Source organism: Stenotrophomonas maltophilia group sp. Smal13, from assembly GCF_030236855.1.
Lineage (GTDB): Bacteria > Pseudomonadota > Gammaproteobacteria > Xanthomonadales > Xanthomonadaceae > Stenotrophomonas > Stenotrophomonas maltophilia_A.
Window position 1 is genome coordinate 1 of the sequence record NZ_JASJSQ010000003.1, and the last position, 13,475, is coordinate 13,475.

Here is a 13,475-nt window from a genome sequence, read left to right on the forward strand (position 1 = left end):
GCGCCGCTGGCCAGCAGTGGAACGCCCAGGATTATGCGATCGACGCCGGCTTCGTGCCGCTGCTCGGCGGCGCGGTATCGCGCCTGCTCGACCCGCGCGCCGGTGAACGCATCCTCGACCTGGGCTGTGGCGATGGCGTGCTCAGCACTGAGCTGGCGCTCAGCGGCGCGCACATCCACGGCGTGGATGCCTCGCCGGAGCTGGTGATCGCTGCGCGTGCGCGCGGCGTCGATGCGCAGGTGATGGATGGCCACGCGCTGTCGTTCGACAGTGAGTTCGATGCGGTATTCAGCAATGCGGCGCTGCATTGGATGAGCAAACCCGACCGGGTGATGGAAGGTGTGCGCCGCGCCCTGCGCCCGGGCGGCCGCTTCGTTGCCGAGTTCGGCGGCCATGGCAACGTGGCCACGATCATCGCGGCGGTGCAGGCTGCACGCGCGGCCCATGGCCACGGCGCCAGCGCATTCCAGTGGTACTTCCCCACTGCCGATGCCTACGCCGACCGCCTGCGCCAGCATGGCTTCCAGGTGCAGCTGATCGAGTGCACGCCGCGCCCGACTGCACTGCCGACCGGCGTGGCCGGCTGGCTGCGTGTGTTCGCCGCACCGCTGCTGGACGATCTGCCGGCCGAGGCACGCGCCACCGTGCGCGAGGCAGCCACCGCACTGCTGGCCGAGCTGCCGCGCAACGCCAGCGGCCAGCCGCTGGCCGACTACGTGCGGCTGCGGGTGCTTGCCCGTCGCCGCTGACTTGACCTTTTCGCTATCTTTCCTGATGTCCGCACCTTCGTACTTCTGCCAGGCACACGCATGACTTCCGCACCCCGCACCCTGTACGACAAACTGTGGGACGCCCACGTGGTGGTTCCCGAATCCGACAGCGCGCCCGCCGTGCTGTACATCGACCTGCACCTGATCCACGAGGTGACCTCGCCGCAGGCGTTCACCGAACTGCGCGAGCGCGGCCTGTCACCGCGCAGGCCGGACCGCACCAAAGCGACGATGGACCACTCCACGCCGACCCTGCCGGCCGCCGCCGACGGCGCGCTGCCCTACGCCAGCGCCGCTTCCGAGGCGCAGGTCGCCACGCTGGCGCGCAACTGCGCCGAGCACGGCATCGAACTGTTCGACATGGCCTCGGACAACCGCGGCATCGTCCACGTGATCGCGCCGGAACAGGGCTTTACCCAACCCGGCATGACCGTCGTCTGTGGCGACAGCCACACCTCCACCCATGGTGCGTTCGGTTCGCTGGCGTTCGGCATCGGCACCAGTGAAGTCGGCCACGTGCTGGCCACGCAGTGCCTGCTGCAGCGCAAGGCGAAGACGCTGGCGATCACCGTTGATGGGCCGCTGGCACCCGGCGTTGGCGCCAAGGATGTGGTCCTGCACATCATCGGCGTGATCGGCGTCAACGGCGGCACCGGCCACGTGATCGAATTCCGTGGCAGCACCATCGAAGCGATGGACATGGAACAGCGCATGACCCTGTGCAACATGTCGATCGAGGCCGGCGCACGCGCCGGTATGGTGGCCCCGGACCAGGTCACCTTCGACTTCGTCGCCGCGACCCCGCGCGGACCCAAGGGCGCCGACTTCGACGCTGCCGTGGCGCGCTGGCAGCAGCTGCGCAGCGATGAGGGCGCGCGTTTCGACAGTGAAGTGCACATCGACGCTGCCGACATCCGCCCGACCCTGACCTGGGGCACCCATCCGGGCACCGCCATCGCAGTGGATGCGCCGATTCCGGCGGCCAACGATGCTGCCGCACAGAAAGGCCTGGACTACATGCATTTCCAGGCCGGCAAGGCGCTGGCCGGAACACCGGTGGACGTGGTGTTCGTCGGCTCATGCACCAACGGCCGCCTGAGCGACATGCGCGAGGTGGCGCAGGTGCTGCGCGGCCGCCGGGTTGCCGAGCGGGTGCGCATGCTGGTGGTGCCGGGCTCGGAGATCGTCAAGCGCGAGGCCGAGGCCGAAGGCATCCATGAGATCGTGCGCGCGGCCGGTGCCGAATGGCGTGAGCCGGGCTGTTCGATGTGCATCGCCATGAACGGCGATCTGGTCGCGCCCGGCCAGCTGGCCGTGAGCACCAGCAACCGCAACTTCGAAGGCCGCCAGGGGCCCGGTTCACGCACGCTGCTGGCCTCGCCGATGAGCGCGGCGTGGGCCGCGGTGAACGGGCACGTCGCCGATACCCGCGAACTGTTCGCGCAGGAGGTTGCGTGATGGCCGGTTTCCGTACCCTGACCTCGTCCAGCGTGGTGCTGGCGCAGACCAACATCGACACCGACCAGATCATTCCGGCGCGGTTCCTGTCCACCACCGAACGTGCCGGCCTAGGCCGCAACGCGTTCAATGACTGGCGCTGGCAGGCCGACGGTTCCCCGGTGGCCGACTTCGCCTTCAACCAGCCACACAACGCCGGCCGCAGCATCCTGCTGGCGGGCCGCAACTTCGGCTGCGGTTCCTCGCGCGAGCATGCACCATGGGCGCTGACCGACCTCGGCCTGCGTGCCATCGTCAGCAGCGAGATCGCCGACATCTTCCGCGGCAACTCGCTGAAGAACGGCCTGCTGCCGATCGTGCTGGACGAGGCCGATGTGCAGGCGCTGATGCAGCGCCCGGACGACGAGCTGACCATCGACGTGGCCGCGCGCGAACTGCGCACGCCAGATGGTCGCGTCTATTCCTTCCCGCTGGATGGCTTCTCGCAGACCTGCCTACTGGAAGGTGTCGACCAGTTGGGGTATCTGTTGGGCCGTGTCCCTGAAATCGAACGCTACGAGAGTGAGCATGCACGCTGAAATTGTTGTCCTGCCCGGTGATGGCATTGGCCCGGAAGTGGCCGCCGCGGCAGTCGTCGTCCTGAAGGCCGTCGCCGAACGCTTCAACCACACCTTCACCTTCAGCGAGCACGACATCGGTGGCGTCGCCATCGATCGCCATGGCGAGCCACTGCCCGCCTCTACGTTGACCGCCTGCCAGGCCGCCAACGCCGTACTGCTGGGTGCAGTCGGCGGCCCGAAGTGGTCCGACCCGAATGCCAAGGTGCGCCCGGAGCAGGGCCTGCTGGCGATCCGCAAGGCGCTGGGCCTGTATGCCAACCTGCGCCCGGTGCGTACCCATGAAGCCGCCCTGCACGCCTCGCCGATCAAGGCCGAGCTGCTGCAGGGGGTGGACTTCGTGGTGGTGCGCGAGCTGACCGGTGGCATTTACTTCGGCGACAAGACCCGCGACGCCGACAGCGCCAGCGATCTGTGCCGCTACACCGTGGCCGAGATCGAGCGCGTGCTGCGTAGCGCTTTCCGCCTGGCGCAGCAGCGTCGCGGCAAGGTCACCTCGGTGGACAAGGCCAATGTGCTGGAAACCTCGCGCCTGTGGCGTGACGTGGCCGCGCGCATCGGCCGCAAGGAGTTCCCGGACGTTGCGCTGGAGCACCAGCTGGTCGATTCGATGGCGATGCACCTGCTGGCCAAGCCGCGCGAGTACGACGTGATCGTGACCGAGAACATGTTCGGCGACATCCTCACCGACGAAGCCTCGATGCTGGCCGGCTCGCTGGGCCTGCTGCCGTCGGCCTCGCTGGGTGAGCCGGGCGCAGTCGGCATCTACGAGCCGATCCATGGTTCGGCGCCGGACATCGCCGGCAAGGGCATCGCCAACCCATACGCGACGATCTTCAGCGCCGCGATGCTGCTGCGCCATTCGCTGGGGCTGGAAGCGGAAGCCGCCGCGGTTGAAGCGGCGGTGCACGCCGTGCTGGATGATGGTGTGTTCACCGCCGATCTGGCGGCGAAGGGCCAGGCCGTCAGCACCGCTGCCGCCACCGACGCGGTGCTGGCCAAACTCAACTGATCCGATAGCGCCACGCCATGCGTGGCGCCCCTCCCTTTGGACATTGTGCGCAGCCCCCCCCATGGGGGGGCTCTACTGTAGATCCACGCCATGCGTGGATGCGCCAGCCGTGCCAACCAAGGTTGGCACCTACCACCGCAGTAGAGCCACGCCCTGCGTGGCTGCGTTACTTGGTGGTGTACCCACCATTGACCAGAATCGTCTGCCCGGTCATCCACCAGCCATCGGTGACCAGGAAGCGGATCCACGGCACGATGTCGGCGATGTCGGTCAGGCCAGTGCGGGTGAATGCCGACAGTGCGGCCGCGGTCTTGTGATACGCCTGCGCATCGGCACTCTCGGCGGGATAGAAGAACGGCGTGTCCATCGGACCAGGGCCGATCGCGGTAACCGAGATGCCGCGCTCACCGAACTCCTTCGACGCCGCACGGGTGAAATGCTCCACCGGCGCCTTGGTGCCGGCATAGCTGGAATAGAACGGTGTGAACGCACCCAGCAGTGAGGTGACCAGGGTGCAGATGCGGCCACCGTCGTTGACGTGGCGGCCGGCCTCCTTCAGGAAGAAGAAGGCAGCCTTGGCGTTGACCGCGCTCATCTCGTCATACTCCGCTTCGCTGATCTCCAGCATCGGCTTCTTCAGCACTTTGCCGACGGTATTGATGGCGATGTCCGGCCGGCCGACTGCAGCCACGGCATCGGCGAACAAGCGCTCCATCGCTGCGGCCGACGTCAGGTCGCCCTGCAGCGCCACCGCCTTGCTGCCAGCGGCCTGCACGGCGGCGACCGTTGCTTCCGCATCAGCCTGGGTGGCGGCACTGTTGTAGTGGATGACGATGGCTTTGGCGCCCTGGCTGGCGAAGTCGCGGGCGATCAGTCCGCCCAGGTTCTTGGCGCCACCGGCGATCAGCACGGTCTTGCCCTTGAGGGAATGGTCGGTCATGGCGTTTGTCTCAGGAGGGGGCTGCCCGGGGTGGCAACCCTGCCCTGACGACGATATCGTGCAGAAAATGCGGATAAAGCCCGCCACATTGACTTAACTTTCCAGAGTAGGCGAACAATGGACCGGATCGATCGCTTCCGCATCTTCACCCGGGTGGTGGAATGCGCCAGCTTCACCCGCGCCGCCGACCAGCTCGGCCTGCCCCGCTCCACCGTTTCCGCGGCGGTGGCCGAGCTGGAGCAGCGGCTCGGTACCCGCCTGCTGCAGCGCTCGACCCGGCGGGTCTCCACCACCCACGACGGCGACGTGTTCCATGCCCGCTGCCTGCGCCTGATCGCCGAAGTTGAAGACGCCGAATCGCTGTTCCTGCAAGACGATGCGCAGCCGGTGGGCCTGCTGAAGATCGATGTGCCCAGCCGGATCGGCCGCCGCATCATTGCCCCGGCGCTGCCCGACTTCTTCGCGCGCCATCCGCAGGTTGAAGTGGACCTGGGCATGACCGACCGCGCGGTGAACCTGATCGAAGACGGCTGTGATGCGGTGCTGCGGGTCGGCCAGCTGGGTGACTCCAGCCTGGTGGCCCGCATGCTGGGACAGCTCGACTTCGTCAACGTCGCCGCGCCGGCCTACCTGCGCGAACACGGCGTACCGCAGCATCCTGCCGACCTGCAGCAGCACCGCGCGGTGAACTACGCATCGCCGACCACGGCGCGGGTGGAACCGTGGGAATGGCAGGACGGTGGCCAGCTGCGCACGCTGCCGATGCCTGGCTGGGTACGGGTAAACAGCGCCGAGGCCTCGATCGCGTGCTGCGTGGCGGGGCTGGGGTTACTGCAGATTCCGCGCTACGACGTGCAGGCCGAACTGCAATCCGGTGCGCTGGTGGAAGTGATGCCACAGCACGTGGCGCAACCGCTGCCGGTGACCCTGTTGCAACCGCATCGGCAGCACCGCGCGCAACGCGTGCAGGTGTTCATCGAATGGCTGTTGCCGGTGCTGCGGAGCGGCCTGCAGCTGCAGTAAATCCACGCCATGCGTGGATGCGTGCAACAGTGCCAACCAAGGTTGGCACCTACCAGGGTGAAGACCCGCTGCGGTAAATCCGCGCCATGCGTGGATGCGTGCAACAGTGCCAACCAAGGTTGGCACCTACCAGGGCCAAGACCCGCTGCGGTTAATCCACGCAATGCTTGGATGCGTGCATCAGTGCCAACCAAGGTTGGCACCTACCAGGGCCAAGACCCGCTGCGGTAGATCCACGCCATGCGTGGATGCACGCATCAGTGCCAACCAAGGTTGGCACCTACCAGGGCCAAGACCAGCTGCGGTAAATCCGCGCCATGCGTGGATGCGTGCATCAGTGCCAACCAAGGTTGGCACCTACCAGGGCAGTGGCCGCAGAACCCGGGGCGTTACGCCCCGGATTCGTCCGGCTTGACCCGGAACCACGCCGCGTACAGCGCCGGCAGGAACACCAGGGTCAGCACCGTGCCCACGATCAGGCCACCCATGATCGAAATCGCCATCGAGCCATAGAACGCACTGCGTGACAGCGGAATCATCGCCAGCACGGCCGCCAGCGCGGTCAGCACGATCGGGCGGAAACGGCGCACAGTCGCATCGATGATCGAATGCCAGCGGTCATGCCCGGCATCGATGTCCTGCTGGATCTGGTCGATCAGGATCACCGAATTGCGCATGATCATGCCCGCCAGCGCGATCGTGCCCAGCAGCGCCACGAAGCCGAATGGCGCGCGGAACAGCAGCAGGAACAGGGTCGCACCGATGATGCCCAGCGGCGCGGTCACCAGCACCATCGCCGCACGCGAGAAACTGCGCAGCTGCAGCATCAGCAGCGTGGCCACCACCACCAGGAACAGCGGCATGCCGGCCTTGATCGAGTTCTGGCCACGTGCCGAATCCTCCACGGTACCGCCGGTTTCCAGCAGGTAGCCATTCGGCAGCTCGGCACGGATGCCATCCAGCGTCGGCAGGATCTGATGCACCACGTCGAGTGGCTGCATGCCATCACTGATGTCGGCGCGCACGGTCACCGTCGGCAGACGGTTACGGTGCCAGATGATGCCATCCTCGAAGCCGTACTCCATCGTCGCCACCTGCGACAGCGTGATGCTGCCGCCGTTGGCGGTCGGCATCGACAGGCTGGACAGCAGCTCCAGCTGGTTGCGTTCATCGGCCGGCCCGCGCAGCAGCATCTCGATCTGGCGGTTGCCTTCGCGATAAACGCTCACCGACTGCCCGGCCAGCGAGCTGGACAGGAACTGGCTGACCTGGGCACTGCTCACACCCAGCGCGCGCGCACGCTCCTGGTCGATCACCAACCGCACCACCTTGCTCGGCTCGCTCCAGTCCAGGTTGACGTTCATCACGTGCGGGTTCTCACGCACCTTGGCCTCGACCTGGCGTGCGATCGCCTGCACCTTCTCGATGTGCTCGCCGGAGATGCGCATCTGCACCGGGTAACCGACCGGCGGACCATTCTCCAGGCGGGTCACACGCATCTGCACGTCCGGGAACTTCGGGATCACCTCATGCAGCAGCCAGTCACGGGTGCTCTCGCGCGACTTGATGTCCTTGGCCAGCACCACGAACTGGGCGAAGTTGGTGGCCGGCAGCTGCTGGTCCAGCGGCAGGTAGAAGCGCGGCGAACCGGTGCCCACGTAGGACACATAGTTGGCGATGCCCTCGCGGTTGGACAGCAGCTTCTCCAGCTTCTCGGCCTGGGCCTGGGTCGAGCGCAGCGACGCGCCCTCGGCCAGCTCGATGTCCACCATCAGTTCCGGCCGGGTCGAATCCGGGAAGAACTGCTGCGGCACGAAGCGGAACATCATCAGCGAGAACACGAACAGGCCGATGGTCGCGGCGATCACCCACCAGCGATGACGCAGGCAGGCATCCAGGAAGCGGCGGAAGCTGCGGTAGAACGGGCGCTGGTACGGATCATGGTCGTGCCCGTGCTGTGGCGGTGCGATCAGGTTGGCCAGCGCCGGATAGCGGTCGGCCCACTGCTGGCGCTTGGCCAGCCAGCGCGCGGACAGGCTGCCCGGCTTCGGCGGCTGCGGATTGAACAGGTCCGGCAGCATCTTGTCGCCCAGGTACGGGATGAACAGCACTGCGGCAATCCACGACACCACCAGTGCGATGGTCACCACCTGGAACAGCGAGCGGGTGTACTCACCCGTGCTCGATGCGGCCGTGGCGATCGGCAGGAAGCCGGCCGCCGTGATCAGGGTGCCGGTCAGCATCGGGAACGCGGTCGATTCCCAGGCGAAACTGGCCGCACGCAGGCGGTCGTAGCCCTGTTCCATCTTGGTGGCCATCATCTCCACCGCGATGATCGCATCGTCCACCAGCAGGCCCAGCGCCAGCACCAGCGCGCCCAGCGAGATCTTGTGCAGGCCGATGTCGAAGTAGTGCATGACGAAGAAGGTCATCGCCAGCACCAGCGGAATGGTCACGCCCACCACCAGGCCGGTGCGCAGGCCCAGCGAGAAGAAGCTGACCAGCAGCACGATCACCACCGCTTCGGTCAGCACCTGCACGAACTCGCCGACCGACTCCTCCACCGATTGCGGCTGGTCGGACACCTTGCGCAGCTGCATGCCGGCCGGCAGGGTCTTCTGCAGGCGTTCGAACTCGGCATCAAGGTTGGCGCCAAGCTTGAGAATGTCACCGCCGTCCTTCATTGCCACGGCCAGGCCGATCGCCTCCTCGCCCATGAAGCGCATCTTCGGCGACGCCGGGTCGGCGAAGCCGCGCTTGACCTCGGCGATGTCGCCCAGGTGCACGGTGCGGTCGCCAGCGCGGATCGGGAACTGGCGGATGGCGTCGATGTCATTGAACTGGCCGGTCACGCGCAGCTGCACGCGATCGGTGGCGGTCTCGAAGAAGCTGGTACCGGTGACCGCGTTCTGGTCGGCCAGTGCCTGCTGCACCTGCTGCATCGACACGCCCAGCGTGGCCAGGCGGGTGTTGGACAGCTCGATCCACACCTTCTCGTCCTGCAGGCCGACCAGGTCGATCTTGCCGACGTCGGGCACGCGCTGCAGCTCCAGCTGGATGCGGTCGGCGTAATCACGCATCACCGCGTAGTCGAAGCCCTTGCCGGTCAGCGCATAGATGTTGCCGTAGGTGTCGCCGAACTCATCGTTGAAGAACGGGCCGACGATCTCGCGCGGCAGCGTCGGCCGGATGTCGCCCACGCGCTTGCGCACCTGGTACCACAGATCCGGAATCTGCTTGGAGCGCAGGCTGTCGCGCGCCATGAAGATGACCTGCGATTCACCCGGGCGCGAATACGAGCGGATGAACTCGTACTCGCCGGTGTTCATCAGCGCCTTCTCGATCGGCTCGGTCACCTGCCGCGAGACCTGCTCGGCGGTAGCACCCGGCCACAGCGTACGCACCACCATCGCCTTGAAGGTGAACGGTGGATCCTCGGACTGGCCCAGATGCTTGTACGACCACGCGCCGATCAAGGCGAAGGCGAGCATCGCGAACAGCACCAGTGGACGATTGGCCAGCGCCCACTCGGAAAGATTGAAGCGGCGCACCGGCTTACTCCTTGGCCTTGGCGGCAGTGGCCGGCGCGGCCGGCTTCAGCACCGGGCGGTTCTGCCGATCCACGGCAATCACCGGCTGGCCGGCACGCAGCAGATGGCCACCCGCGGCGACCACCCAGTCGCCCGCGCCCACACCGGACAGCACCGGCACCGTTTCGCTGCCGTAAGCCCCGGTGGTGATCGCTGCGGACTTCAGCGTGCTGTTGGCCGGATCGACCACCCAGACGCTGGCGGCCCCATTGGCGCCACGCTGCAGCGCGCCCAACGGCAGCTGCAGGGTGCCGTGGCGGCCGGCGCTGCTGTAGACGCGTGCGCTCTGGCCCAGTTCGACATCGGCCAGCGCATCGGCGGCCAGGCTGACCCGGGTCGCGTAGGTACGTGCCTGCGGATCGGCGGCGGCGGCGATCTCGCGGATCGTGCCCGGCAGGCGCTGGCCAGGACGGTTCCACAGCTCCACCTCGACCGGCTGGCCCACCGCATAGTCGCGGATGGTGGCCTCGGGCAGGTCGATCAGCACTTCGCGCCCGCCATCGGCGGCCAGGTTGAAGATGGTCTGGCCGGCCGACACCACCTGCCCGGCCTCGGCCTCGCGGCTGGCGATCACGCCGTCGGCCGGTGCGCGCAGCTGGGCGTAATCGGCCTGGTTGCGCAGCACATCAAGGTTGGCGCGGGCGGCGTTGGCCTGGCCCTGCGCGGCCTTGAAGGCGGCGGACTGCTGGTCCAGCTGCGAGCGGCTGACCAGTTGCTGGTCGGCCAGCACCTGGTAGCGCTTGAGGTCATCGCGGGCACGTACCAGATCGGCTTCGGCCGCAGCCAGCTGCGCCTGCGAGGCGCGGGCCTGCAGCGCGAAGTCGGCCACGTCCAGCTCGGCCAGCACATCGCCCTTCTTGACCCGCTGCCCGGCATCGACATGGCGCTTGACCAGGTTGCCACCGACGCGGAACGACAGCGGGCTTTCCTGCCGGGCACGCACCGTGCCCGGGAACGCCGCCGGGGCCTGCCCGGCCTGTTCGCCGGGGTGAACCACCAGCACCGGTACGGCCGCCTGTGGCGCCTGTTCCTGTCCCGAACAGGCTGCCAGCGCAGCCACCCACACCATACCGCCCATCCAGCGCACGATCTTCATCGGTCAACGTCCTGAAAACGCAGGGTTGCAACTAAGGGGGGAGCCGCGACTGCCGGCCCAATTTAATAAACCGGCCGGTATAGTATAAATATCGAACCGCTTGGTCTAGTATTGTCGCGATGAGTTCTCCCACTTCCCGCAAGCCGTCGGCCAAGCCCGCTGCCAAGGCCGCCGGACCCGGGCGTCCCAAGGACCTCGGCAAGCGCGCGGCGATCCTTGAAGCAGCCAAGGCACTGTTCATCGAACAGGGCTATACCGGCGTGAGCATGGACACCATCGCCGCTCAGGCCGGCGTCTCGAAGCTGACTGTGTACAGCCACTTCGGCGACAAGGAGACCCTGTTCTCCGAGGCCGTGCAGTCAAAATGCATTGAAATGCTGCCTGATGCGCTGTTCGTGGCCGACGCGGACGGCCCCCTGCGCGACCAGCTGATCGGCATCGGCCTGGCCTTCTTCGAGCTGATCACCTCCGACGCAGCGATCTCGATCCAGCGCATGATGATGGCGCCGGAGACCGACGAACGCCTGCGCGAGCTGTTCTGGCAGGCCGGCCCGGAACGTACCTGCGAGGCCCTGGCCGATTTCCTGCGCGCGCGCGGCGAACGCGGCGAACTGGACATCCCCGACTATTACCTGGCTGGCCAGCAGTTCCTTACCCTGGTCAAGGGCGAAGTGCACATGCATATGATGTGCGGCATGCCACTGTCACCGGTGGAGTGCGACCCTCTTGCCCATGTGACCGCCAGCATCGACTTCTTCCTGCGCGCCTACGCGCCAAGAGGGGCCGGGACGGCCGGATAACCAAAACTGAACGAACCGGAGGTCGCGATGACTTCCGGCACTGCGACCCCGGCCACCCGGCAGCTGATGCTCTGGGCGCGCCGCCGGCCTCCGGCACCGGTAAAATGGCCGGCCCACTGCGCTGGATTTGAACCTCATGACGATTGATTACGCCCACGCCCGCGAACTGATGGTGGAACAGCAGATCCGTCCCTGGGACGTGCTGGACATCAAGGTGCTCGACGTCCTGGCCCGCCTGCCGCGCGAGGCCTTTGTCGCCGATGCACACCGGGCACTGGCCTATGCCGATGTTGAACTCCCGATCGGCCATGGCCAGAAGATGATGAAGCCGGTCATCGAGGGCCGTACCCTGCAGGCACTGGATCTGCAGCCGGGTGACGAAGTGCTGGAAATCGGCACCGGCAGCGGCTTCCTGGCAGCCTGCATCGGCGCGCTGGCGCGCGACGTGCTGAGCCTGGAGATCGACCCGGAACTGGCCGCCGCCGCGCGTGCCCGCCTGGACGCTTCCGGCCTGGGCACCAACGTCCGCGTGGAAGTGGCCGACGCCCTGTCCTGGCAGACCGAACGCCGCTTTGACGTGATCTGTGTCACTGGTGCGGTCGACGTGGTGCCGTCACAGTTCGCCTCGTGGCTGCGTCCGGGTGGTCGCCTGTTCGTGATCCATGGCCGTTCGCCGGCGATGGAGGCCCTGCTGGTCAAGGCCGACGGCAGCACCGAGTCCCTGTTCGAGACCGATATTGATTACCTGCGTGGTGCCGCCCCGGCCCCCCAGTTCCACCTCTGAGTCCAAGGAAGCCGCAATGATCCGCCGATCCCTCGCTGTTGCGCTGGCCACTGCCCTGCTGCCGTTGTCCGCCCATGCCGCCGACCTGCTGCAGGTCTACGAAATGGCGCGCAATGGCGATCCGCAGCTGTCCGCCGCCGAATCCACCCGGCTGTACGACAAGGAAGGCGCCGTGCAGGCCCGCGCTGCCCTGCTGCCGCAGATCAACGGCCAGGCCACGCTGAACCGCTCGCGCAGCGAGGCGGACCATGACGCCAACTCCGGCACCGTGACCAGCAAGCGCCGCAACTACACGATCGAAGGGAGCCAGACGCTGTTCAACTGGACCCAGATCAACAACCTGCGTTCGCAGCGCGAGCTGAGCAAGGCGGCGGACTTCACCCTCGATTCGGCCAACGACAGCCTGATCGTGCGCACCTCGGCGGCCTACTTCAACGTGCTGGTGGCGATCGAATCGCTGAACGCCGCACAGACCAATGAAGCGGCCGCGAAGAAGCAGTTCGACTTCGCCGACAAGCGCCTGGAAGTGGGCCTGGCGCCGATCACCGACGTGCACGAAGCACGCGCCCAGTACGACCAGGCGCGTGCCAACACCATCGTTGCGCAGAACACCCTGGCCGATAACTACCAGGCCCTGACCGAACTGACCGGCCAGCCGGTGGTCAACCTGCGCGGCCTGCCGGCGGACTTCCGCCCGGAAGTGCCGGCCAACCGTGGCAACATCGATGAGCTGGTGCACCAGGCCACCAACCAGAATCCGGCGCTGAAGGCCCAGGAACTGAAGGTCAGCGCCGCCGAGGCTGGCGTGCAGGCCGCTCGTGGCGGCCATTACCCGACCCTGTCGCTGGGCGGCAGCTGGGGCAAGAGCGCAACCTGGGGTGACAGCACCGGTGCCGGCTCGTTGTCGCCGGATGCACGCACCAACAGCATCGGGCTGACCCTGAGCGTGCCGATCTTCGCCGGTGGCGCCACCCAGTCCGGCGTGCGCCAGGCACTGGCCCAGCGTGACATCGCCCAGGATGGCTACGAGCAGCAGAAGCGTGCCCTGGACCGCAACACCCGCAATGCCTACCAGACTCTGGTGCAGGGCATCAGCGAAGTGGAAGCCCGCCGCCTGGCGGTGGTCTCGGCGCAGAGCGCGTATGACGCGTCGCAGGTCGGCCTGGAAGTCGGTACCCGTACCGTGCTGGACGTGATCCAGAACCAGCGCATCCTGTTCTCGGCGCAGCTGGATTATGCACAGGCCCGCTACACCTTCCTGCAGAACCGCTTGCTGCTGAGCCAGTCGCTGGGTGCGCTGGACGTGGCCGAGCTGCAGGACGTGAACCGCCTGCTGACCCAGGACGCGGGCAACCCGTCGACGACCACGCACTGAGTCGTCGCCC

11 protein-coding genes are annotated in these 13,475 nt (G+C 66.9%); 8 read left to right on the forward strand and 3 right to left on the reverse strand.

Annotation, left to right across the window (positions count from 1 at the left end; genetic code table 11):
* The 4 genes from QRO95_RS01925 to leuB all read left to right on the forward strand — a co-directional run.
* Nucleotides 1-749: trans-aconitate 2-methyltransferase (locus tag QRO95_RS01925; protein WP_285301543.1), on the forward strand; the 749-nt coding region annotated here is incomplete at its 5' end.
* Nucleotides 750-809: 60 nt separating this feature from the next.
* On the forward strand, nucleotides 810-2,228 hold the full coding sequence (gene leuC / locus QRO95_RS01930; RefSeq protein ID WP_285301544.1) for a 3-isopropylmalate dehydratase large subunit: 1,419 nt from the start codon (nucleotides 810-812) through the stop codon (nucleotides 2,226-2,228).
* Nucleotides 2,228-2,806: a 3-isopropylmalate dehydratase small subunit gene (gene leuD, locus QRO95_RS01935; RefSeq protein ID WP_006390726.1), complete on the forward strand. Its 579-nt coding sequence runs from the start codon at nucleotides 2,228-2,230 to the stop codon at nucleotides 2,804-2,806. Before leuC ends, leuD begins: the two co-directional genes overlap by 1 nt.
* Nucleotides 2,796-3,857: a 3-isopropylmalate dehydrogenase gene (gene leuB / locus QRO95_RS01940; protein ID WP_285301545.1), complete on the forward strand. Its 1,062-nt coding sequence runs from the start codon at nucleotides 2,796-2,798 to the stop codon at nucleotides 3,855-3,857. The genes leuD and leuB overlap by 11 nt, the downstream gene beginning before the upstream one ends.
* A gap of 166 nt (nucleotides 3,858-4,023) precedes the next feature.
* Here the strand turns inward: leuB and QRO95_RS01945 are convergent, their stop codons facing one another.
* Nucleotides 4,024-4,797 carry an SDR family oxidoreductase gene (locus QRO95_RS01945; RefSeq protein WP_285301546.1) on the reverse strand — a complete coding sequence of 258 codons (774 nt, stop codon included), beginning with the start codon at nucleotides 4,795-4,797 and terminating at the stop codon, nucleotides 4,024-4,026.
* A 117-nt stretch (nucleotides 4,798-4,914) separates the two neighbouring features.
* On the opposite strand from QRO95_RS01945, the gene QRO95_RS01950 reads away from it, so the two are divergent.
* The gene (locus QRO95_RS01950; protein WP_285301547.1) at nucleotides 4,915-5,820 is read left to right on the forward strand and encodes a LysR family transcriptional regulator; all 906 of its coding nucleotides are present in this window, start codon (nucleotides 4,915-4,917) and stop codon (nucleotides 5,818-5,820) included.
* A gap of 389 nt (nucleotides 5,821-6,209) precedes the next feature.
* On the opposite strand, the gene QRO95_RS01955 is transcribed toward QRO95_RS01950, so the two are convergent.
* Nucleotides 6,210-9,371, reverse strand: a complete 3,162-nt coding sequence (locus QRO95_RS01955; RefSeq protein WP_285301548.1) for an efflux RND transporter permease subunit — start codon at nucleotides 9,369-9,371, stop codon at nucleotides 6,210-6,212.
* Nucleotides 9,372-9,375: 4 nt separating this feature from the next.
* Nucleotides 9,376-10,506, reverse strand: coding sequence for an efflux RND transporter periplasmic adaptor subunit (locus QRO95_RS01960; RefSeq protein ID WP_125895090.1), 1,131 nt, complete (start codon nucleotides 10,504-10,506; stop codon nucleotides 9,376-9,378).
* A gap of 119 nt (nucleotides 10,507-10,625) precedes the next feature.
* On the opposite strand from QRO95_RS01960, the gene QRO95_RS01965 reads away from it, so the two are divergent.
* The 3 genes from QRO95_RS01965 (at nucleotide 10,626) to QRO95_RS01975 (ending at nucleotide 13,465) form a co-directional block, all read left to right on the forward strand.
* Entirely contained in the window at nucleotides 10,626-11,306 is a 681-nt protein-coding gene (locus tag QRO95_RS01965; RefSeq protein WP_049398377.1) for a TetR/AcrR family transcriptional regulator, read from the forward strand.
* Nucleotides 11,307-11,442: 136 nt separating this feature from the next.
* Nucleotides 11,443-12,090 carry a protein-L-isoaspartate O-methyltransferase gene (locus QRO95_RS01970; protein ID WP_049398378.1) on the forward strand — a complete coding sequence of 216 codons (648 nt, stop codon included), beginning with the start codon at nucleotides 11,443-11,445 and terminating at the stop codon, nucleotides 12,088-12,090.
* A 16-nt stretch (nucleotides 12,091-12,106) separates the two neighbouring features.
* The gene (locus QRO95_RS01975) at nucleotides 12,107-13,465 is read left to right on the forward strand and encodes a TolC family outer membrane protein (protein ID WP_049460783.1); all 1,359 of its coding nucleotides are present in this window, start codon (nucleotides 12,107-12,109) and stop codon (nucleotides 13,463-13,465) included.
* Nucleotides 13,466-13,475: the final 10 nt, after the last annotated feature.